At 63.7% G+C, this 21,743-nt stretch carries 16 protein-coding genes and 1 tRNA gene; 12 read left to right on the forward strand and 5 right to left on the reverse strand.

The window, feature by feature from the left end; all coding sequences use genetic code 11:
• Positions 1-114 precede the first annotated feature (114 nt).
• Positions 115-732, forward strand: coding sequence for a YqhA family protein (locus tag ACSFBE_RS03970; protein WP_435489080.1), 618 nt, complete (start codon positions 115-117; stop codon positions 730-732).
• A gap of 8 nt (positions 733-740) precedes the next feature.
• On the opposite strand, the gene ACSFBE_RS03975 is transcribed toward ACSFBE_RS03970, so the two are convergent.
• A complete protein-coding gene (locus ACSFBE_RS03975; RefSeq protein ID WP_435489081.1) occupies positions 741-1,658 on the reverse strand; it encodes a LysR family transcriptional regulator in 918 nt (305 codons plus the stop codon).
• Positions 1,659-1,800: 142 nt separating this feature from the next.
• On the opposite strand from ACSFBE_RS03975, the gene ACSFBE_RS03980 reads away from it, so the two are divergent.
• On the forward strand, positions 1,801-2,706 hold the full coding sequence (locus ACSFBE_RS03980; protein WP_435489082.1) for a transporter substrate-binding domain-containing protein: 906 nt from the start codon (positions 1,801-1,803) through the stop codon (positions 2,704-2,706).
• 27 nt (positions 2,707-2,733) lie between these two features.
• Positions 2,734-4,020: an aminotransferase class V-fold PLP-dependent enzyme gene (locus tag ACSFBE_RS03985; protein WP_435489083.1), complete on the forward strand. Its 1,287-nt coding sequence runs from the start codon at positions 2,734-2,736 to the stop codon at positions 4,018-4,020.
• A gap of 25 nt (positions 4,021-4,045) precedes the next feature.
• On the opposite strand, the gene fumC is transcribed toward ACSFBE_RS03985, so the two are convergent.
• Complete coding sequence (gene fumC / locus ACSFBE_RS03990; RefSeq protein ID WP_435489084.1) at positions 4,046-5,443, reverse strand: class II fumarate hydratase; 1,398 nt, start codon at positions 5,441-5,443, stop codon at positions 4,046-4,048.
• Positions 5,444-5,568: 125 nt separating this feature from the next.
• Between fumC and ACSFBE_RS03995 the strand changes: the two genes are divergently transcribed.
• The 3 genes from ACSFBE_RS03995 to ACSFBE_RS04005 are packed head-to-tail and all read left to right on the forward strand — an operon-like array spanning position 5,569 to position 8,736.
• Positions 5,569-7,122, forward strand: coding sequence for a fumarate hydratase (locus ACSFBE_RS03995; RefSeq protein WP_435489085.1), 1,554 nt, complete (start codon positions 5,569-5,571; stop codon positions 7,120-7,122).
• 25 nt (positions 7,123-7,147) lie between these two features.
• The gene (murI, locus tag ACSFBE_RS04000; protein WP_435489086.1) at positions 7,148-7,981 is read left to right on the forward strand and encodes a glutamate racemase; all 834 of its coding nucleotides are present in this window, start codon (positions 7,148-7,150) and stop codon (positions 7,979-7,981) included.
• Positions 7,978-8,736 (forward strand): PA3715 family protein, encoded by a 759-nt coding sequence (locus ACSFBE_RS04005; protein ID WP_435489087.1) that lies wholly within the window; start codon positions 7,978-7,980, stop codon positions 8,734-8,736. Before murI ends, ACSFBE_RS04005 begins: the two co-directional genes overlap by 4 nt.
• A gap of 10 nt (positions 8,737-8,746) precedes the next feature.
• On the opposite strand, the gene ACSFBE_RS04010 is transcribed toward ACSFBE_RS04005, so the two are convergent.
• The 3 genes from ACSFBE_RS04010 to ACSFBE_RS04020 all read right to left on the reverse strand — a co-directional run bounded on the left by ACSFBE_RS04010 (position 8,747) and on the right by ACSFBE_RS04020 (position 10,806).
• Complete coding sequence (locus ACSFBE_RS04010) at positions 8,747-10,045, reverse strand: MFS transporter (RefSeq protein ID WP_435489088.1); 1,299 nt, start codon at positions 10,043-10,045, stop codon at positions 8,747-8,749.
• 7 nt (positions 10,046-10,052) lie between these two features.
• Positions 10,053-10,688, reverse strand: coding sequence for a DUF6806 family protein (locus ACSFBE_RS04015; RefSeq protein WP_435489089.1), 636 nt, complete (start codon positions 10,686-10,688; stop codon positions 10,053-10,055).
• A gap of 22 nt (positions 10,689-10,710) precedes the next feature.
• Positions 10,711-10,806, reverse strand: a tRNA-OTHER gene (locus ACSFBE_RS04020).
• A gap of 142 nt (positions 10,807-10,948) precedes the next feature.
• Here ACSFBE_RS04020 and ACSFBE_RS04025 point away from each other — a divergent pair.
• The 6 genes from ACSFBE_RS04025 (at position 10,949) to ACSFBE_RS04050 (ending at position 21,736) form a co-directional block, all read left to right on the forward strand.
• Positions 10,949-12,286 (forward strand): tyrosine-type recombinase/integrase, encoded by a 1,338-nt coding sequence (locus tag ACSFBE_RS04025; RefSeq protein WP_435489090.1) that lies wholly within the window; start codon positions 10,949-10,951, stop codon positions 12,284-12,286.
• A gap of 52 nt (positions 12,287-12,338) precedes the next feature.
• Positions 12,339-12,662 (forward strand): type II toxin-antitoxin system RelE/ParE family toxin, encoded by a 324-nt coding sequence (locus ACSFBE_RS04030; RefSeq protein ID WP_435489091.1) that lies wholly within the window; start codon positions 12,339-12,341, stop codon positions 12,660-12,662.
• Entirely contained in the window at positions 12,659-13,000 is a 342-nt protein-coding gene (locus ACSFBE_RS04035) for an addiction module antidote protein (protein ID WP_435489092.1), read from the forward strand. The genes ACSFBE_RS04030 and ACSFBE_RS04035 overlap by 4 nt, the downstream gene beginning before the upstream one ends.
• Positions 13,001-13,188: 188 nt before the next feature.
• On the forward strand, positions 13,189-14,364 hold the full coding sequence (locus ACSFBE_RS04040) for a hypothetical protein (protein ID WP_435489093.1): 1,176 nt from the start codon (positions 13,189-13,191) through the stop codon (positions 14,362-14,364).
• 243 nt (positions 14,365-14,607) lie between these two features.
• Entirely contained in the window at positions 14,608-21,063 is a 6,456-nt protein-coding gene (locus ACSFBE_RS04045; RefSeq protein ID WP_435489094.1) for a hypothetical protein, read from the forward strand.
• Complete coding sequence (locus ACSFBE_RS04050; RefSeq protein ID WP_435489095.1) at positions 21,020-21,736, forward strand: hypothetical protein; 717 nt, start codon at positions 21,020-21,022, stop codon at positions 21,734-21,736. The genes ACSFBE_RS04045 and ACSFBE_RS04050 overlap by 44 nt, the downstream gene beginning before the upstream one ends.
• Positions 21,737-21,743 lie beyond the last annotated feature (7 nt).

Genomic DNA, 21,743 nt, shown 5'->3' on the forward strand with positions numbered 1-21,743 from the left:
CGGACATGGTAGCGACGGCGCAGGGGCTTCACCGAGTGGAAGCGGGTCGACCCTAGAATCCGACCTGTTCCCGTGCTCGTCCCTCTGCTCTCGTCCTCCGACCTCATCTCCCCGATGGCCTCCCCCGACCCTTTCGATCCCAAGAACCCGCCCGCCGTGCGCCGGAGCTCCCCGATGCGCCCACTGCCCAGGCTCATCTTCGCCAGCCGCTGGCTGCAGCTACCGCTCTACCTCGGCCTGATCGTCGCGCAGGGTGTGTACGTGGTGCACTTCCTGGTCGAACTGCTGCACCTGGTCGAAGCCGCCTTCGGCAGCCAGACCGCACTGCAGGCACTGATCAGCAGCATCGGCTACAAGACCACCGCCCCGATCACCGCACTCAACGAGACGGTGATCATGCTGGTGGTGCTGGCGCTCATCGATGTGGTGATGATCTCCAACCTGCTGATCATGGTGATCGTCGGTGGTTACGAGACCTTCGTGAGCCGCATGGACCTCGAAGGACACCGCGACCAGCCGGAGTGGCTGAGCCACGTGAACGCGTCGGTACTGAAGGTGAAGCTCGCCACCGCCATCATCGGCATCAGCTCGATCCACCTGCTCAAGACCTTCATCAACGCCGACAACTACACCGACCGCGTGCTCATCGCGCAGACGGTGATCCACATCGCGTTCCTGTTCTCGGCCATGGCCATCGCATACACCGACAAACTGATGTCGAAGGAACACTGACCCGGCGATTAAGACATCGCTTCTTCCGGCTCCGCCTGGAAGATCCGCGTGAAGTCGCAGCAGGACTGCGCGAGCATGATGATAGAGGCGGTCAGCGCGCTGCGATGCTCGCCCTTGTGCATGGCCACATAGGGCACGGGCGGCAGGGCCGGCACCACCTCCAGCACCGACAGCATGCCGGCCGCCACCAGCGGCTCGAGGCACCGCCGCGGCAGGTAGCTCACCCCCAGGCCCGACACGGTGAGCCCGGTCAGCGCCACCAGGTTGCTCACCACGATGACGTTGGAGGGCTCGACCCCGCGTTCCTTCATCCACGCGTCGTACACGCGGCCGGTCCCCGACGCATTGCCCTGCACCAGCATCCGGTAGCGCGCCAGCTCGTGCAGCCGCACCGGTCCGGCCGAAGGCACCAGCCCGGGTTTGCACATCCACGCGCTTTCCACCTTGCCGATCGTCTTGCCCGGAATGCGTGCGTCGGCAAAGGCATCGGGCACGATGATCAGGTCCAGTTCGTCCGCGAGGAGCTTGTCTCTCAACGACAGGCTGTCGTCCACGTCGGGCTCGATCGTGACCTTCGGGTAGTGCTGCTGGATCAGCCCGACCAGCCGCGGCAGCCAGGTCATCGCGGTCAGCTCGGTCACGCCGATGCGCACACGGCGTTCGATGACCTCCGGCTTGCCGAACTGCTCGATCGCGGCGTCGCGCTGCTGCAGCAGCTTCTTCGCGAGCACAAACATCTCCTCGCCTTTCTCGGTCAGCCGGGCGGTGCGCAGGCTGCGGTCGAAGAGTTCGGTATCGAACAGCCGCTCCAGCTCGTGCACGCGTTTGGACACGGCCGACTGGGAGGTGTTCAGCTTGTGCGCCGCAGGCCCGAAGCCGCCGAGTTGAGCGATCCAGAACAGGGCTTCGAGTTGCTTGAAGGTCATCGCGGTGCGTTTCCGGTGCAGGCGGCGTTGAATAAAACGCTTTTAGCGATCTGATTCCAGCACAAAAAATCGCTTTTTTAAATCTTTAGGCACTTTCAAAATTTGGCTTACCCCCAGTCCAATGCTTCACCGAAAGATGCCCATGAACTTCCGCTTGCCCCTCGCCATCGCCCTCGGCTCCACGCTCACCGCACTCGTCGTCTCGAACGCCGCAGCTCAGGATTCCGACACGCTGCGAAAGATCAAGGAGAGCGGCGTGATCCAGATCGGCAACCGCGACAGTTCCATCCCCTTCTCGTACAAGCTGGGCAGCGCCAACGAACCCATCGGCTTCTCCAACGACATCTGCCTGAAGATCGTCGACGCCGTGAAAGCCAAGCTCGGCCTGCCCAGCCTGCGCGTGCAGTACACCACGCTGACCTCGACCAACCGCATCCCGCTGATGCAGAACGGCACCGTTGACCTCGACTGCGCCACGACCACGAACTCGGTCGCGCGACAGCAGCAGGTCGACTTCGCGCCGAGCCACTTCGTCACGAACATCACCGTCGCGATCAAGAAGAGTTCGGGCATCAAGTCGCTTTCAGACCTCGGTGGCAAGCCCGTCGCGACGGTCACGGGCAGCACCTCGATCCAGCTGCTGCGCAGCTACCGCAAGGCCGAAAACATCGACGTACAGGAAGTCTCGGGCAAGGACACGGCCGACGCGTTCCTGCTGCTTGCTAGCGACCGCGCCGTGGCCTATGTGCTCGACGACGTGCAACTCGCCGGCCTGATCGCCATCGCGCCAAACCCGGGCGAATACACGATCCTCAAGGACGTGGTGCTGCGCCAGGAACCCTACGGCATCATGCTGCGCAAGAACGATCCGCAGTTCAAGGCGTTGGTCGACCAAACCGTCGGGGGCCTGATGAAGTCGGGCGACATGGCCAAGCTCTACGCCAAGTGGTTCACCAGCCCAATCCCGCCGAGCAACGTGAACCTGAACTTCCCGATGTCCGACGCGGTACGCGAAGCGTTCCAGAACCCGAACAACAAGGGCGTCTGACGCGTCCACACACCGCTGGTCCCCCGCATGTCCACCCACCACCCCCAAGGCCTTCCGTTCCCCGATACGTTGCAGCAGCAGATCCGGCAGCGCTTCTTGAACGTCGACCATGACCACCGCGGCCGCGAGCGCCTCTACTTCGACAACGCGGGCGGCTCGTTTCGTCTGAAGGCCGCAGTCGAGCGCTTCGCGCAGATCGACGCCATCCCCGACAACGCGGAACGCATCCACGATGTCGCGGAGGAACTGAAGACGATCCAGGCAAAGGCCATCGACGATGTGCGCGTGATCTTGAATGCACAGGGCGGCAGCGTTTACGCGTCGCTGACCGCCTCGGGCGCGATGTTCGACATGGTGCGCGCCATCGCCGAGAACGTGCCCGGGACCAACATGGTCACGACCGCGCTGGAGCACCCCTCCTCCTTCGACGCGATGTCGATGTACGCACAGCGGCTCGGCCGCGAACTGCGGGTCGCCCGAAGCAACCCGGTGACCGGTGGCGTCGATGTCGACCAGATCGTCCGGCTGATCGATGCCGACACGGTGCTGCTCAACGTGATCTATGCGTCGAACATCTCGGGCGCCAAGCTGGACATCGAGGAGATCGTGCGGCGCGCGCGTGCCGTGAAGCCGGACCTGTACATCGTGGTCGACGCCGTGCAGCACGCGCCGCACGGCCTGATCGACCTGCAGAAGACGCTGGTCGACGGCATCAACATCGCGCCATACAAGTTCTTCGGCTGCCGCGGCTCGGGCATCGCCTGGGTGTCCGATCGCGCGGCCGTGCTGCCGCACCACAAGCTCGGCGGCAAACCGCCCGCCTTCTGGGACCTGGGCAGCTCGGCGCCCTGGCAGTTCGCCGTGATCACCGAGATCGTCGACTACGTCTGCTGGATCGGCGAGCACTCCTTAGCAGAGACCGATCGCCGCGCACTGTTCGCCGCAGGCATCGAGCGCATCGAGCTGCACGAGCGCGCCCTGCTGGCACGGTTGCTCGACGGCAGCGAGGCTGTGCCGGGCCTGCGCCGGATGAACGGTGTGCAGGTGTTTCTCGACCACGACGACCTGACGAAGCGCGACTTGATCATCGGCATCGGCTTCGACACGCTCGACTACACGCAGGCGGTGCATGCCTACGCGCAGCGCGGCGTCACCGTCTACGAGCGGGTGGTGAGCAGCATCTACTCGAAGCGGATGCTTGAGTCCTTCGGCCTCGAGGGCGCGGTGCGCATCTCACCGCTGCACTGTCACACGATGGCCGATGTCGACCGCTTCCTGCGGATCACACAGGAACTGGCCGCCGGGCAGCGGTAACCCGGCCGGCCTGGGCCGCGCCCGCTCAGCGCCCGGTCATGTTCTCGGGCACCACCCACTGATCGAACTGCTCGCCGGTGAGATGGCCCGACGCGACGGCCGCTTCGCGCAGGCTCGTGCCTTCCTTGTGCGCCTTCTTCGCGATGTACGCGGCCTTGTCATAGCCGATGTGGGTGTTGAGCGCGGTCACCAGCATCAGCGAGCGCTGCACGAGTTCGGTGATGCGTTCGCGGTTGGGCTCGATGCCCACGGCGCAGTGGTCGTTGAAGCTGACCATGCCATCGGCCAGCAGGCGCACGCTCTGAAGAAAGTTGTGCGCCACCATCGGGCGGAACACGTTCAGCTCGAAGTTCCCCGAGGCGCCGCCGAAGTTGATGGCGACGTCGTTGCCGAAGACCTGCGCGGCCAGCATCGTGACCGCTTCGCTCTGCGTCGGGTTCACCTTGCCCGGCATGATCGACGAGCCGGGTTCGTTCTCGGGAATGCTCAGCTCGCCGATGCCGCTGCGCGGGCCGCTCGCGAGCCAGCGCACGTCGTTGGCGATCTTCATCAGGCTGGCGGCCAGCGTCTTCAGCGCGCCGTGCGCATGCACCAGCGCATCGACCGAAGCCATCGCTTCGAACTTGTTCGGCGCCGTGACGAAGGGCAGGCCCGTGAGACTGGCGAGCTCGGCCGCGACCTGCTCGGCGTAGCCCTTCGGCGCATTCAGGCCGGTACCGACCGCCGTGCCGCCCAGCGCCAGTTCGCCCAGGTGCGGCAGCGCAGCGCGCACGTGCGCCTCGCCATGCGCGAGCTGCGCGACGTAGCCCGAGAACTCCTGGCCCAGCGTGAGCGGCGTGGCGTCCTGCAGATGGGTTCGGCCGATCTTCACGATGTCCATGAAGTCGATCGACTTCTGTTGCAGCGTCCCGCGCAGCTTCGCGATGGCCGGCAGCAGCTTGTGCGTCAGTGCCTCGACCGCGGCGACGTGCATGGCAGTCGGGAACACGTCGTTGCTCGACTGGCTGCGGTTCACGTCGTCGTTCGGGTGCACCAGGCGCCCTTCCCCGCGCTCGCCGCCGAGCAGTTCGCTGGCGCGGTTGGCCAGCACCTCGTTGACGTTCATGTTGGTCTGCGTGCCGGAGCCCGTCTGCCACACGACCAGGGGGAACTCGTCCGGATGCTGGCCGGCGATCACCTCGTCGGCGGCTGCGACGATGGCCTGCGTCTTCTTCTCGTCCTGCAGGCCGAGGGCGTGGTTCACCACCGCCGAGGCGCGCTTGACCTGCGCCAGCGCCTTGATGATCTCCTTGGGCTGCGTCTCGCCGGAGATGTCGAAGTTCTGCAGCGAACGCTGCGTCTGCGCCCCCCACAGCTTGTCGGCCGGGACCTCGATGGGGCCGAAGGTGTCGCGTTCGACTCGGATGTTCTGGGGGGTCGTCATGAGAGAAAAGCTCCGCTGTCAAAATGGAGGGCGTGCTCGCCGGAAGGAAGCACCGAAAAGTCCTCCAGCATAGCCCGAACGAGAACGACTCGCATTTGATCGAGCGTCGAACCCACGAGAACGTCATGACCACCACGATCCAGCAGGCCGACCTGATCGAGTCGATCAGCGCCGCGCTGCAATACATCAGCTACTACCACCCCGCCGATTACATCGCCCATTTGGCCAAGGCCTATGAGCGCGAGCAGAGCCCGGCCGCCAAGGATGCGATCGCGCAGATCCTCACCAACAGCAAGATGAGCGCGACCGGCCATCGGCCGATCTGCCAGGACACCGGCATCGTCAACGTGTTCCTCAAGGTGGGCATGGACGTGCGCTGGGGCGGCTTTACGGGCAGCCTGGACGACGCCATCAACGAAGGCGTGCGCCGCGGCTACAACCACCCCGACAACACGCTGCGCGCCTCGGTCGTGGCCGACCCGCAGTTCGACCGCAAGAACACCAAGGACAACACGCCCGCGGTGATCTTCACCGAGATCGTGCCGGGCGATAAGCTGGAAGTGACGGTCGCGGCCAAGGGCGGCGGCAGCGAGAACAAGAGCAAGCTGGCCATGCTCAACCCTGGCGATAGCATCGTCGACTGGGTGCTGAAGACCGTGCCGACCATGGGCGCGGGCTGGTGCCCGCCGGGCATGCTGGGCATCGGCATCGGCGGCACGGCCGAGAAGGCCGCGCTGATGGCCAAGGAAAGCCTGATGGACGACCTCGACATGCATGAGCTGCAGGCCAAGAAGCAATCCGGCGCGGAACTCACCAAGGTCGAGGCGCTGCGCATCGAGCTGTACGAGAAGGTGAATGCGCTGGGTATCGGCGCGCAGGGCCTGGGCGGCCTGGCCACCGTGCTCGACGTGAAGATCCAGATGTACCCGACGCACGCGGCCAGCAAGCCGGTCGCGATGATCCCCAACTGCGCGGCCACGCGGCACGCGCACTTCACGATGGACGGCAGCGGCGCGGTCTACCTGACCCCGCCCTCGCTCGACCTGTGGCCGGACGTCGACTGGAAGCCCGACTACAACAAGAGCAAGAAGGTCGATCTCGATACGCTCACGCCCGCCGAGGTCGCCAGCTGGAAGCCGGGCGACACCCTGCTGCTCAACGGCAAGATGCTGACCGGCCGCGATGCCGCGCACAAGCGCATCGCCGACATGCTCGCCAAGGGCGAGAAGCTGCCGGTGGACTTCACCAACCGCGTCATCTATTACGTCGGCCCGGTTGACCCGGTCGGCGACGAGGCCGTGGGCCCGGCCGGCCCGACCACCGCCACCCGCATGGACGGCTTCACCGAGATGATGCTGGCGCAGACCGGCCTGATCGCCATGATCGGCAAGGCCGAGCGCGGCCCGGTCGCCATCGAGGCCATCAAGAAGCACCAGAGCGCGTACCTGATGGCCGTGGGCGGCGCCGCCTACCTGGTGAGCAAGGCGATCAAGACCGCCAAGGTCGTGGGCTTCGCCGACCTCGGCATGGAAGCCATCTATGAGTTCGACGTGGTCGACATGCCCGTGACGGTGGCGGTCGACGCCGGCGGAACCAGCGCGCACATCACCGGCCCGGCCGAGTGGCAAAAGCGCATCGCCAGCGGCGAGTTCAAGACCATCGCGGTCGCCGCCGTCTGATGGTGCTCGCGCGGGGCGTTTTGCGATGAGCGGCTCGGCGGCCGTGGCACCGGGTGACCGCGCCATCGGCGTGTTCGACAGCGGCATCGGCGGCCTGAGCGTACTGAACGCCCTGCGCCGCGAGATGCCGGGGGAGGACTTCGTCTATTTCGCCGACACCGCGCATGCGCCCTACGGCGAACGGGACGACGCCCATGTGGTCGACCGAACCCGCACCGTGGCCCGGGAGCTCCTTGCGCACCATCGCATCAAGGCCCTGGTCGTGGCATGCAACACCGCCACGGCCGCAGCCATCCACGTCTTGCGCAGCGAGCTTCCGTCGCTCCCGCTGGTCGGCGTGGAGCCCGCGCTGCGCCCTGCCGCGGCGCTCAGCCGGACCCGGCGCATTGCGGTGCTGGCCACCCGCGGCACAGTCCAGAGCAGCAAGTTCGCGACGCTGCGGGAATCGATCGACGCCAGCGTCGACGTCCGGGTCGTCGCCTGCGACGGCCTGGCGCGGGCCATCGAAGACGACGACGCGCCGCTGCTGGCCGAACTCGGCGCGCGCTATGTGCACGCCGCCGGAGATTTCGGCACCGCGCCCGGTCAGATCGACACCCTGGTGCTCGGCTGCACCCACTATCCCTTTGCCGCCACGGTGCTGCGTGCAAGCACGGGCGACGCCGTGCACTTTCTCGAGACCGGGGCGCCGGTGGCGCGGCAGACGCGCCGGCTGCTCGAAGCCGGCGCGGGGTTGGCGGTCCGGACGGCCGGTCGCTTGCAGTTCGAGGCCAGCGGTCCGCTGGCGCCGCTCGAACGTGCGGCGGCGCGCTGGTTGCTGGTGCCCGCGATGTCGGCTGTTCCCGGTGCATCGGCATGAGGCGCGCCCTCCTCGCTGTCACCCTGGCCATGCTCTGCGGCGGCGCGCAGGCGGCCTGCGATAGCGGCCTGGCCGAACGCATGCACGCCAAGCTGCATCCCAAGCAGCCGCTCGACCACGAACGCGCGCTGTGCGAGCCCTGGCGCGCCTTCCCGGGCCGCTTCATCGTCGTCCTGCCCGTGCCGCAACCCGGCTCGGAACCCGACAACACCACCTTCGACCTCGACATCCTGGTCGTGCAGCAGGCCGACAACGGCAACACCGAGCGCGCCACCATCGTGAGCCGCCTGCTCGAACGCAGCGCTCTGGCCGAAGACGCACTGCGCATCGCCGCGCTCAAGATCGACACCGCGCGCTACACCCTCACCCCCGACGCGCGGGCTTTCGGGTTGCGCGTGATCTACCGCGGCTCGTCGCGCGCCAATCCGTACGAAAGCGAGCGGCTGACGCTTTATGTGCCCGAAGGCCCGAGGCTCACCAAGGTGCTTCATGGACTGGAAGTCGCACTCGAACGCGGCGAGTGGGACACCAATTGTCCCGGCGCCTTCGAGACCGTTCGCGGCACGCTGTCCCCGGCGCGCCCCGCGGGCGGCGGCTACGCCGACCTCGTGCTTCGCCAGACCCGCTCCGAAAGCGTGTCGACGCCCGACGGCGAGAACTGCCTGACGCACGAGCGCCCGGCAACCTTCCGCACCACCACCCTGCATTTCGAGGGCAACCGCTACCGCGTGCCCAAGGGCATCACCGCCGACTGAGCGCGGTCGACTAAGAGGCCGAAGGGGCTCGCCGGGCCAGCGCCGCAGCGCGTCCGCGCTGCATGTCGATCGGGAGGAGCAACAACAGGCCTGCGATGAACAGCACGGCCGTCGCCAAGATCGCGATGCGCTGGTTGCCGCCGGTCACCCAGGTGATCGCGCCATAGCCAAGCGGCCCGACGATGCTGGCCAGCCGCGTGGCGAAGGTCCACAGCCCGAAGAATTCACCGGCGCGATCGGGCGGGGACAGCACGCCGGTCATGGCGCGGCCTGCCGACTGGCTGGAGCCCATCGCCAGGCCGGCGATGGCCGCCGCCCACCAGAAGCCACCCTTGGTGGTCGCCGCCGCAGCGATGACGCACACGCCGACCCAGGCGACCAGCACACCCGAGAGCGCCCGCTTGTGGCCCAGCGCGTCCTGCAGATAGCCGAAGCCGAAGGCGCCCAGCGACGCGGCCAGGTTGAGCACGAAGATCAGCACCATCGTCTCCTGTGGGACGAAGCCGATCACCTGCTCGGCATAGATGGCGGCCAGCGTGATCGCCACCGCGACGCCGCCCTGGTAGCAGACGGTGCAGGCCAGCAGCCACATGAAGTCGCCATGGGCGCGCGCCTGGCGGAAGGTCTGGCGCAGTTCGGCCCAGGCCCCACCGGCAGAGCGTTGCGTGGGCCGTGCGCGCTCGGGCAGCAGCACGAAGGTGACGCAGGCCGCAAGCCCGTAGATCGCCGCCGTGATCAACATCGTGACCGGCACGAAGTGCGCCGCGGACAAGCCTTTGGATTGCGCCCACAGGACATAGGCCAGACAGATGCCGAGTACCAGCATGCCGCCGATATAACCGAAACCCCAGCCCCAGCCGCTGACCTTGCCCATGCCCTCGGCGGTCGCAAGCTCGGGGAGGAATGCCCCGGTGAGCGACTCGCCGTACGAATAGAAGGTGTTGGAAAGCACGACGAGCGCCATCGCCAGCGCGACCGCCCCGGCGCCCGAGAAGCCCGGCGTGAGCGCCAGCAGCGCCGTGCCGACGACGCAGCCTGCGGTTGCGATCATGAGCACCCGCTTCTTCGCTGCGTGGCGGTCGGCCCAGGCGCCGATCGCCGGCATCGAGAGCATCACCAGGGCATACGACAGGCTGAGCGCCGCCGTCCAGGCGAAGGTGGCCCATGCCGCGCCTTGTGCAATGCCACCGACGAAGTACGCCGCGAACACCGCGGTGATGACCACGGTGGTGTAGCCCGAATTGGCGAAGTCGTACATCGCCCAACCGAACACCTCGCGCTTGCGCACGCCAGGACGCAGCGCGGACATCGCCCGCCTAGTGCAGGTGACGCGGGCGGCGACCGCCACCGTGGCCACCGGCGCCCGGCCCACCCGGACCGCCGCCGCGCGGACGCTTGCCGATCTCCAGCGAGTTCACCAACGCATCGAAGCGGTCGCCGAAGAGCTTGTCGATCTCGGCAACCACGCCGCCGAGTTCGGCGCCGTCGAAGTGGCGCTCCATCAAGTTCACGACGTCTTCGACCAGCAGGTCGCGCTGCACCTGCATGATGGCCGCGGGGTTGGGGCCGACGAAGAGCATGATGAAGTCGTCGCGCGACTCGTCGTCGCCTTCACCCTCGTCCTCGTCGTAATCGGTGTCGTAGAAGGTGACTTCGATGGCTGCGCCCTGCTCGGCGAGCTCGTTCAGCGCCATGCACATCTCGTCGAGTTCCTGGCGAAAGTCCTCGTCGCCGGGAACCGTCCAGCACATCTGCAGCATGTGCTCCTTCTGCTCGAAGCGAATGCCGGGTTCTTCCTCGTAGGCGCTGGTCGCGCCGTCGGCCAGCGACTTGGCGCCAGCGTATTTCCACAGGGGCTGGAGTGCCTCCTGGATCTGCGCGAAGGTCACGTCCGAGCGCAGCGGCACGTCACCGTGCACATGGATCTCGAATGGAGCGTTATAGCGAGGCATGTCTTGCTCCCTTGTCATGGTGTGGTGCCCGGAACCGGGGTCGAACCGGTATGCCCCTTATGCAGGAAGCGGCGGATTTTAAGCTTAAGAATCGACCGTGCACCGAGGCACTCCAGGCTTAGATCAAGCCCCCTGAGGCAGGTTTTCATAGGGGCATCTGGGCTTGATGATACCCCGGGCGTTTGATGCAGATCGACCCGGTTCGCTTTCGCTTGGCTCCTGCTTGGCTCCTGGAAATCGGGTCATTCCAAGGAGCAATCATGGCCAAGATGAAGCTGACGAAAAAGGTGATCGATGCGGCGCAACCTCAATCTACCGACGTGGAACTGCGCGACACGCTGGTTCCGGGCTTCCTGTGCAAGGTAACCCCCAGCGGCCGGAAAGTTTTCATGATTCAGTATCGCACCAACGCTGGCGAGCGCCGCAAGCCGTCGCTTGGGCTGTTCGGTGAGTTGACCGTCGAGCAAGCCCGCACGCTCGCACAAGATTGGCTTGCCGAAGTCCGCCGAGGCGGCGATCCGGGAGGCCGGAAGGCGGAGGCGCGCAAAGCACCTACCGTTGCGCAACTGTGCACCCGGTTTATGGAGGATCACTCCAAAACCCGCAACAAGCCGAGCACTCAGCGCTCCTACCAGCATCAAATCGACCGTACGATCATTCCGGCCTTCGGCAATATGAAGGTGGCGGACGTCACCCGGCTGGATGTGACGGCGCTGATGAAGCGCAAGGAGAACTCACCCATCCAGGCCAATCGGGTACTCGGTTGCATTCGCAAGATGTTCAACCTCGCCGAACTCTGGGGCTACCGGCTCGATGGCTCCAATCCCTGCCGGCACGTTCCGAAATACCCAGAGAAAGGAAAGACACGCCTCATCACCGATACGCAAATGGCTCAGCTGTTCGCCTATCTTCAGAAGGCTGAAGCCGAGCAGCTGGAACATCCGACGCTAACCTTGGCGATCCGGCTGCAGTTCGAGTTCGCCGCACGACGCTCGGAGATCGTGTCGCTCGAATGGGACTGGATCGACTTCACCAACAAACGTGTGGTCTGGCCGGATAGCAAGACCGGCGACATGTCCAAACCCATGAGTGAGGAGGCGCGCCGGCTTTTGTCAACCACAGCGCGCTACGAAGACTCCCCCTTCGTATGTCCATCAATCCTCGATCCCAAGAAGTCGCTAACCGCGAACTCCTACTACCAAGCGTGGCGACGCATCCTAAGTCGTGCCGGCGTCCCCCATGTGGGAACTCATGGCATCAGGCATCGCGCGGCGACGGAGATCGCCAACTCAGGCGTCCCGGTAAAGGTCGGGATGGCCCTGACTGCGCACAAGACGGTCACTATGTTCATGCGATACGTGCACACCGAGGACGATCCCGTTCGCGCAGCCGCCGAACTGGTGGCGAGCCGGCGCAAGGTCGTGATTGAAGCCCGGCCATCGCCAGCCCCTGACGTTCCGCCTCCACCTCCGGCGACACAGGAGCCAAAAAGCGCGGTCGCGGTCTACAGGCCGTTTCGGCATCGCAAGGACAGCGCGCGCGCAGTCCCGCTCGGCAGCAAGCGCACGACCGATGCGCCGGTCGAGCTTGCGTCATGACATTGGCTGCCGTGATGATTGTAATTTATAAGTTACAATGGCACCCAAAGCCATGACTGAAGTCTGGCGCTACCAACGTGTGGACGGTACGGTGCCGCTGACCGACTGGTTGGCGGGACTGCGGGACGCGCGGGCTCGGGCCAAACTGGAAATTCGTTTCCGACGGGTGTCTCTGAGCATCTTCGGCGACATCAAGCCGGTCGGCGAAGGTGTCCTGGAACTGCGCGAGGACATCGGCCCCGGCTACCGCGTTTACATCGGCCAACACGGCGCGGCGCTGGTCATCCTGCTGTGTGGCGGCGACAAGCGCTCGCAGGACGCGGACATCCAACGGGCCAAGGAATATTGGCTGGACTGGAAACGGAGAAATACATGAGCCATCGCAAACATGCCGCCTCGGTCTCCCATAGCGCGGCCACCATCTCAGAACTACGGGCCGATCGAGGCTTTGCGGTCGAGTACCTGAAAGCCGCGCTGGAAGAGCTGGACAACCCGGAGCACCGCGCGGTCGGCTTGCTCGCGCTGCGCGACGTCGCCGAAGCCCATGGCGGACTGGCAATGGTCGCCCAGGAAGCAGGCATCACCCGTGAAGCGCTCTATCGGGCACTTTCGCCGACTGGCAATCCGACGTTAAGGACGTTGCTTGCCGTACTGCATGCGGTCGGCATGCGACTATCCGTTGCCCCCGCAGAGCCCATCGTGTCGCATATCTGACCCGCTCCATGGTTTCCGAGGGCCGGAAACCCGCACAGAGTGGCCCTGCAGCGTGGCAGGACGGTGGGACGCTGTGTCGAGCCGCCGCCTTCGCAGGATTCTGGGCTACCCTCAACTGCATCGCGGCCACGGCACTCATCGTGATGCCTCGCCAATAGGACGGAATGACTCGTGAAGATTGCCCAACGATGAGCAACGCCCCCTCAAGCAGTGCGGCTCCCGCCCGTCCCGATGCTTCTGTGATTGCAGGCTCTATCGAGGCTCACCGTGCTTCACCCGAGATAGACATCAGGCGCCATGCCCGCGACAAGCAGATCGAACTGGCGACCAGTTTTCATGATCGTCGGTCGATCTACCTTGACCTCAAGTTCTGGATTGGGCTGAGAAGCGCCGAGGCCGCCGGCCACGCAGCGCATCCATACGGTGACCTCTTGATCGCACTTCGACAGACCGTTTCCGACGGCCACGTGTTTTGCCCGATTTCCGACAGCTGTTTTCTGGAAGTCTTCAAACAATCCGACCCAACCACGCGCCGGAAGACCGCAGAACTGATCGATGAACTGAGCCTCGGCGTCACCATCGTTCCTTCCGATCTTCGAATTGGTACCGAGATTGCGCACCTGTTGCACGCCGCACGCACCCCAGAACAGGTTTTCCCGCTGGATCAGCTCGTCTGGACCAAGCTCAGCAACGTGCTGGGGCACAACACCCCGCCAGTCGGCATGTTCGACGAACACACCGGCCGGGCAATTGAGAAAGCCTTCTTCGACCACATGTGGACCATCCCTCTGGTCGAGATGGAGCGACTTATCGGCGATGCCATGTCCACCGCGGACCCTGGTCACCATGAGCGGCTGGCACGCACCCTGACCCAGGGCATCGAAGAACACGCTGCAGAACTCAAGAGCTTCAAGCAGACCTATGACCACGAACTCATCGGTGTGCTGGACCTCTATGCTGGCCGTGCCACCGACATACTGTGCGACATGGCCCCGCCCTCCCTGGGGCCACGGCCAACGAAGGACACCGACGAATACAAGAAGATCGAACGGCACTGCCTCGGATTGCTGGTCGCGGCCATGAAAACCGAGCGCGGAAAAGCCACCCTGCGAACGCTCCACATAACCACCTGCATGCATGCCGCGGTGCGTTGGAACAAAGGGCAGAGGTTCAAGGCAAATGACTTCTTCGACTACCAACACGCGGCCGCCGCCGTCGGCTACTGCGACGCGTTCTTCACCGAACACCCTCTCTGCAGCGCTTTGACCCGTAGCGACCTTGCCTTGGACAGGCTGTACGACTGCACCGTCGTGTCCACTCCCGAGGACGCGCTGCAATACGTTCTCTCAGTCGGAACAGCTTGATCCAAACGTTCAGGGCCCGGCCTACCTACCTAGGACCGCTGACAGCATGACTACCATCGCCAGAAGGAACACGGGCAACCCGCACGGCAAGCGAAGTGCGCAGCCCCGGATCAGGCACGCCGGGGCCGCAGGGTGCGGGGGCTCGAGGCTCAGCACGAAGCGCGACCGGCCATCTCCCAGGTAGCCGAGCACGTCCACGGGACTTCGACGCAAGCTGCGCCCGCTTAAGCTCTTTAGATTTTCTTGCGTGTAGATCAGTACGGCATTCAAAAAGACAGGTTTCAAATCACGATGACCTCAGAGTTCCTAGGCGCACGGGCGTCGAACGCGGGTGACGACTTCCACGAACTTTGGGCCGCGAGGCACGCCATCCGCCTGCTTTCCGGTGAGGACGACCTGCAGGCCATCACTCTTGAGGGTGTTGCTGCTGAAGACGAAGCCGGGGCACCAAGCGGAACATGGGATGCTGTCGACTGCGCCCTGTACTTCGGTAGCGAGCATTGCGAGCAAGCGACCCGGGTCGTGATTGAGCAGCTCAAATATTCCGCAGCGGCACCGACAACCCTTTGGACGATTGCCCGATTCAGCTATGCCTCGAAGCCGGGGCAGTCGGTCCTTGGAAAGCTCGCCAGGGCGTGGAGTGCGATGCGCTCTCGGGCTCCGTCACAAGCGCCCATAGAAGTCAAGCTGGTCAGCAATCAATCCGCTGCCGTCCAGCTCGTGGAATGCGTCAACCGGCTCGCTCAGGCAGCTATTGGTGAGCCTTGGCCGAGCGGCTCGGATGAGGAACGCCTAGCCAAAGCTGTGGCCCTACCGCTTCAAGACCAGGCAGCCTTCTGGGCTGCATTGCATTTCGAGACAGGTGCCGGCTCCCGGTTTGCTGCTGAGGAGCGCGTCCTGGCCGAGATTTCAAGATGGAGTGAAAGTGATGTACTGCATGGTGTGCTCCGTCTGCGGGAGTACGTCAACGCTCGGATGCGGCCCGAACATGCGGGTCAGGTGATCACGCGCCGTGCGGTTTTCCTCCACTATGGAGCATATTCTTCCGACGTTCTGCTGCCCTGCCCTGCTGCATTGGTGCAGGTCGACCGCCCCATCAAGCGCCAGTCCGCCGAGCTGGCAATGCAGGCAATGTCCGAGGATGTTCAGCTCATTGCATTGCATGGCCAAGGGGGGATCGGCAAGACCACGGTACTGCAGGAGATCCGTGCACTCCTTCCCGACGGGTCAGCCATGGTCGTCTTCGACTGCTACGGAGGCGGCACCTACCAGGATCCCAGCGCGTTTCGACATCGCGCGACCGATGCCTACATGCAACTCATCAACCAGACCGCCATCCAGCTTGGACTGCCGTTGTTGTTGGCACGTTCAGGCGGCGATGACTTGCCGCGTCTGTTCGTGCGGAGGCTAGAACATGCTGCAGCCACACTGCGTGCACGGCAACCCGGAGCCCTGCTTGTGGTGGCTATTGATGCTGCGGACAACGCCATCATTGCTGCCGAAGGTCGTGAGCCTGCGGAGCGTGCCTTCGTGCTGGACTTCGTTCGCATCGAGACGATCCCGGAAAACGTTCGCTTCATTGTCAGCGCACGCACGGGCCGTCTGTCGCAGCTCGACTTGCCGCCCAGCTACAAGCACATCGAACTGCTCCCCTTCGATCTGGCCCAGACGACGGAGTTCGTGCTCCGGCGGACCCATGCTTCCGAACAATGGATCTCTGACTTTCACGATTTATCGGGTGGTGTCCCGCGCGTGCAGTCTTATGCGCTGGACCAGCTCGAAGGGAATCCTGAGGCCGTATTGAACCGCTTGCGGCCAACGGGCAAGAACCTGGATGATGTTTTCGGCACCCGTCTGGACGCTGCAACCAGGAAGTCTGGCCGCGGCGACGTTGAACGTCTTTGCGCTGGATTGATCACGATGCCGCGGCCAATACCGGTTGACGCACTGGCACACGTCGCCAGCCTGCTGCCGAACCAGGTGCTCGACATCTGCTCTGATATGGCGCCGGGCGTCAAACTGCGCGATGCCCTGCTAAGCTTCGCCGACGAGGACTTCGAGGAATTCTTGCGCCGCAATGCGGTGGAGATGGCAGCAGCGCGAAAAGCTGCCGCGTCCTGGATGCTGGCTCAATGCGCAGTCAACCCGTATGCGGCGATGCATGTCGCCCAAGCACTGGTTGCAACCGATCGCCACATCGAGCTGATCGAACTCGTGGACCGCGAGCCGTCGCCTGCGATCATCGCCGACCCCGTGATACGGCGCGAAGCGGAAATCGCGAGACTCAGATTGGCGATTCAGGTGTGTCGCACGATCAGCGATGTGCCTCGCGCTCTGCAGTTCGTCCTCCGTGGCGCCGAAGGCATGAAAACGGAAGCAGCTCTTCGAGATTTGTTGCTGGCCAATCCCGAGATGGCAGCGGCCTTCGCCTTCGAGACCGTCGGGCGGCTCCTGCTGTCGGATCCGAAGCAGATGGATCGGCATGGGCCATTCCTGTTCCATCGCATGGCGTTTCATGCTCAAGGCGGAAACGCCGCCTTGGTCCGCGAGAGCAGGCGCATGCTGGGCGCCTGGCTGGATGCCAGACGTGCTCACCAGGCCGGCAATCCAAATGGGACAAATGCCTGGCCCATCGAGTATGAGCACATTGGTTGCTTGGTCGAATCGGCACTGCTGACGCGCGGTGTCGATTCAGCATTGGAGGTGCTGGACTCTTGGCGCCCTTCAACGACCATTGCACTCGCTGTTGGACTTCGATTGCCGACCAAGCTGATCAACGCAGGATATGCCGATTCTGTGGAAGCGCTGTGTGCCAGCGATGCCCTTGGTCCGATTGGCAAGCTGTTGTGCTCGGTTCCCCTGGCAAATGCCGGCCGTATGGTTCCTGACTCAGCACTTTCCGACGGGCTTGCCGTTGTGTGCCGGAGACTTCCTGCCATTCGCAAGTATTTCGAGCAGCGGCATTCCACGGAGTCCCGGCACGGGGCACTGCTGCGTGCCGCTGTCGCCGCCGCGGAGATCTTGATCGCCCGCAAGGTACCCTGCCCCGCCGCTGATCACTTGCTGGAAGAACTAAACGCCCCCGACCTGCGACGCATCGAGCGGCGCAGCGGCTATGAGCCAGAAAGGCTAGACACGCTGCTGCGCAGTTTCACTTTACAACGCATTCGAAGTGGTCATGAGCCATCGCCTGAAGACTTCTTCATACCAAGGCCCGCCGAGCCGGCGGACCCGGCGTACGCACGGCGAGGCACTCGCCAGCATGAGCAGGAACACGACGCTGACCTGAAAGAGTTGGTCGGCCTTGTCTTTGCGGTGTACCGTGCGCGAGCACGGGCAATCGTGGGCGAGGCTCCGATGCCAGTGCTGGCTGCAGAGCTCACCGCGTCCGCGAGCAAGGCAAGCGAGAGTGAATACCGTCGCAGACATTCTCAGCAAGGCCGAGACCTGAAAGTCGCAGCTGCGATCAGCCTCATGGATCTTGTTGCGGTGGGGCTTCCTCCTGCGCTCGCCAAACAAAGTTCAGATGCACTGCACTGGTCGTGGGTGGACTCCGGTCTCTCGCCCTCGGAAGAACTCGTCGCGCGACAGTCGTTGTGCGCCGAACTGCACCCCGCGCTCGCAGCTGAACTCGTCCGCGCGGCTGAAAGCGTACTCCGGCGACGCGCAGGCGCCTCCGAAAAATGCGCGAACATGGTGGAACTGGCCAAGCTTCTACGTCCGATCAGTCCACACGATGCGAACGCTGTCTTCAATAACGCCGTCCAGGTCGCCGCACATATAGACCGCGAAGCCATGTCGCAGATCGAGCTACTTGAAAAGCTCATCACCCGGGGGGCAGGTCAGTTCTCAGCTCAGGCGGAACTGTCGCGCAATGCCACGATCGTGGTTGCTGATGCCAGCCTGCGATTGGACGGATACGATGGATTTCCATGGTCCGCTGCGATGTCGGCGTTGGCACGGCTGGACGGTCCACGGGCGCTCGCGGACGTCACCAGGTGGGACGACGAGAACGTCGTAGAGCTTCGAAGTACCTTGCCCGACCTGCTGCAGGCAGGCTTGGCCCAAGGCTGGCTCCCGCCTGCACACGCTTCTTCGCTGGCTCTGCTTACCAGCTCAGATGGAGATACGGTCAACGAGGCCGTGGCCCTGGCAATCGCCGCCGAATCGGACGAAGCCACGGTGCTGGCCGAAGCGGCGGCCCTCGACGCTTTGATTCGGCATCGACGGGATCGCAACCCCAAGCTCAGCCAGTTGGTCCAGCAAGCCGGCCTGTCGGGGCAGTGGTGTTCAGCTCTGCTGGCACAGGAGGCTTTCGTAGAAAGCATGCCCAAGCCGCATAGCGACAGGAATAGCACGGACTATGTGTCGACGAAACCTCAGGAGACCTTCGTCGACCGCCCCTGGACCTTGCTGGAGGTAACTGATGCCGACATGCTTCACAGATCGCTCGATGCAAGGCTGAACGAGCGTCGGGTTCAGAAGCGCTATGACAGCGTCCGAAGTCTGTTGCGGCAGGCTCGGCATGCAGTACCGCTCAGAGACCGCATCAAGCACCTGGATGCGCTCAGGCTGCTCACGGCCGACCGGAATTCGCACGACACCTCCTGGGCTCTGGTGGACGCTGCCCAAGAATGGAAGGCGACGTCGCCTGCTGTAGCTCAGTGGTGCAAGTCCTATCTCCCCGAGCGCATCCGGTCGAGCTTGGTTCACTATGCCAAGCCGCATGGCTGCGATGACGATCGATTCGAGACCGTTCTGACTCTGGTAGACCTGCAGCCGACCGAGATTACCGACCTCATGCTTGCCGGCATCGGAGCCAACGTCAGTCGCCTCAGCGCCGAGCGTGTCCACCATCTCGTCGGCATGCTTGCGCAGCACCTCAGCGCTAGGGACGCTGCAAACCTTGCTCAGTGGTATGCGAGCCGGCTTGTGGACCGGCTCACGGTTGCTGATCGGGTAACGCTGCCAGCAGACTCGGTCTACCCTACAGATGTGGACACGGCGGCGGCTGGAATGGTCTTCGCATGTCTTGGCGATCCAGACCTCCGTGTGCGCTGGAGAGCGGCCCATGCTGCGCGCAGGCTCGCCGCGACCGGCTGCGTCGCCGCGCTTCTAAATCTGGCGTCCATGTATGAAGCACGCCAAGTGCCAGCATTTCGTTCGGTCGAACTCCCCTTCTACTGGCTTGCTGCCCGTCTGTGGTTTGTCCTTGCTTGGGAGCGCATCGCTCACGAACGACCCGAAGTAGCTCTCCAGGCTGGCGACGTGCTCCTCGGCATCGCGCTAAGTGAGGAACTTCCACACATGCTGGTGCGGGCTGTTGCGCGCGATGCGTGCCTGGCGCTGATCACTGCAGGCTGGATGCCCCAGCGGGCCGATGCGCGGGCGATGCTGGAACGCGTCAATAAGTCCAGCGTCCCTCATGCCAAACAGGCAGTTCACAGCAGGCGGCGTGGACTGACACGCGGTCGAGTATCGGCCGAGCGCACGACCCGCTTTCACTTCGATGAAATGGATACGAAGCCCTACTGGTACAGCAACATCGTCAGCGGCTTCTCCAATGTCGACCTCGAGAGCTTTTGTGCGGAGGCCGATCGTTGGATTGTTGACATGTGGGGCGCAGACGAGGATACCAACCGCTGGGATCGCGAGCCGCGGCGCAAGTCGTTGGAGCGATACAACTACAACCTGACCAATCATAGCCATGGCTCACTTCCGACCGTCGAGCGCTTCAGCACTTACCTCGAATGGCATGCCATGTGGTGCGCAGCCGGCGAACTGCACAAGACGGAGCCGCAGCCAAAGCCCGACCTAACTGACGGCGGTTGGGGCAGCCTTCACGAACGCATCCGCGCCCACCGCCCTGCCGAACCTCCACTCTGGTCCATCGACCTAGTCTGCCCCACGCCGCTGGTCCCCCAAAACTGGTACTTCAGTCTCGGCGATGCACGCGGGTGGGTCGAGTCCGTCGATGAAGGTCAGCATCGGCAGGAGATTTTTCCGGATGATCGGGCCGAGTATGCGGTGGTCTATGCGCGGGTAACACGTCGCTTGGAGAAGCAGGAGGAGTCGATCGAGGTATCAAGCGCTTTGGCTGACCACCGCACGGCCCCTGCATTGATCCGCGCGCTTCAGACCATGGAGAGTGCTTGGGACTATAGGCTTCCCGCCGAAGAGGACGGGGATGCAGAGGAAAGCAGTGGGTCCTTCAGGCTAACTGGCTGGCTGCATCCAGTTCAAGCGGACCGAGGTTTGGACAGCAAGGACGAGTTCAAAGGCACGGTCGCTTACATTCCCATGCGTCCTGGACGCATCGTCACGCAGCACTGCTCACTGGTTCGGGAGATTGGAAGCTTTATGCGCTGGTCCCGGTCAGATGCAGCAGACCAGGCACCCATGTTCCTGTTTGAGTCCTGGGGTGCGGAACCACCTGACGACAGGTATAGCACCGGCTTTAGCTCTGAAGGGCATCGGCTTCTTGCGCATCGTCGGCAACTCGGCCAGTTCCTGAATGATGTAGGGTTCGATTTGATTGTGGAAGTGGAGGTGGATCGAAGTGAAAAATCAGACCGGCAGTTCGCTATCGAGAAAGAAGAATCCCGGGCGCAGTTCGACCGCATCTACCGGCTTACCGGAGATGACGAGCTCAGTCTTGCCGAAGTACACCTTGGCACTTGGCTCGGCGATCGTCGATGAGCTGCGGCTAGACACACGGGGAGAGTTGCTTCAACGCTGGATGGCACATCATCTGGCCGAGACGATTCAGGCTGCGGAGCTCGCAGCCGGCGCCAAGAAGGCCAAGCTGGAGCGCGATGCGGTCAACTTGATTCTGAAGCTGTGGTCGCATCGCGCCGCACTCCCGGAACCCATCGATCCACTTTCAGGATGCCGCGAGGCCCTGGACATACTGAGACGACTTCAGCCGGAGGCGAACCCATGGGCACACTTTTCAAGAAGGCGACCTGACGAGACTCATCTACGCGAGATGTTCGATGCGATGAGCAGGGCTACGCTCGCAGGCCTTGCGCTGACTCAACTCAAACAAGTCAAGGAGCTCACTGCGGAGGCTGCGGCGCATCTCGACCCCAGCGAGTTGGCGTTGCTGGACGCATTCAAAGAATGGCAGCCTTTTGTTAACCGTACGCCCCGCAGCAAGGTGGGATGGGAAATGCTCGATGATGGTGGCGCAGCGCTGTCAGTTACAAGAGAACCTGACCCTGTTGAAGCGGTTTTCGCCGATCTTAAGAACGAGGGTCAGCTGCAGGACTTGGTCGGTGTCAGCCTAAAGACCCTCCACAGCAGCTTGGGAAAATTGATTGATCAATGGGAAGCGGGTCGAGAATCAGGCTCAGCTGAAAAAACATCGTGATGTCATG

This window comes from Variovorax sucrosi (assembly GCF_051216635.1).
Taxonomy (GTDB): domain Bacteria; phylum Pseudomonadota; class Gammaproteobacteria; order Burkholderiales; family Burkholderiaceae_C; genus Variovorax.

Excerpts from the sequence above, each read along its gene's own strand:
- ACSFBE_RS03970 (WP_435489080.1), top strand. The coding sequence starts at position 115 with ATGGCCTCCCCCGACCCTTTCGATCCCAAGAACCCGCCCGCCGTGCGC.
- ACSFBE_RS03975 (WP_435489081.1), bottom strand. The coding sequence starts at position 1,658 with ATGACCTTCAAGCAACTCGAAGCCCTGTTCTGGATCGCTCAACTCGGC.
- ACSFBE_RS03980 (WP_435489082.1), top strand. The coding sequence starts at position 1,801 with ATGAACTTCCGCTTGCCCCTCGCCATCGCCCTCGGCTCCACGCTCACC.
- ACSFBE_RS03985 (WP_435489083.1), top strand. The coding sequence starts at position 2,734 with ATGTCCACCCACCACCCCCAAGGCCTTCCGTTCCCCGATACGTTGCAG.
- fumC (WP_435489084.1), bottom strand. The coding sequence starts at position 5,443 with ATGACGACCCCCCAGAACATCCGAGTCGAACGCGACACCTTCGGCCCC.
- ACSFBE_RS03995 (WP_435489085.1), top strand. The coding sequence starts at position 5,569 with ATGACCACCACGATCCAGCAGGCCGACCTGATCGAGTCGATCAGCGCC.
- murI (WP_435489086.1), top strand. The coding sequence starts at position 7,148 with ATGAGCGGCTCGGCGGCCGTGGCACCGGGTGACCGCGCCATCGGCGTG.
- ACSFBE_RS04005 (WP_435489087.1), top strand. The coding sequence starts at position 7,978 with ATGAGGCGCGCCCTCCTCGCTGTCACCCTGGCCATGCTCTGCGGCGGC.
- ACSFBE_RS04010 (WP_435489088.1), bottom strand. The coding sequence starts at position 10,045 with ATGTCCGCGCTGCGTCCTGGCGTGCGCAAGCGCGAGGTGTTCGGTTGG.
- ACSFBE_RS04015 (WP_435489089.1), bottom strand. The coding sequence starts at position 10,688 with ATGCCTCGCTATAACGCTCCATTCGAGATCCATGTGCACGGTGACGTG.
- ACSFBE_RS04025 (WP_435489090.1), top strand. The coding sequence starts at position 10,949 with ATGGCCAAGATGAAGCTGACGAAAAAGGTGATCGATGCGGCGCAACCT.
- ACSFBE_RS04030 (WP_435489091.1), top strand. The coding sequence starts at position 12,339 with ATGACTGAAGTCTGGCGCTACCAACGTGTGGACGGTACGGTGCCGCTG.
- ACSFBE_RS04035 (WP_435489092.1), top strand. The coding sequence starts at position 12,659 with ATGAGCCATCGCAAACATGCCGCCTCGGTCTCCCATAGCGCGGCCACC.
- ACSFBE_RS04040 (WP_435489093.1), top strand. The coding sequence starts at position 13,189 with ATGAGCAACGCCCCCTCAAGCAGTGCGGCTCCCGCCCGTCCCGATGCT.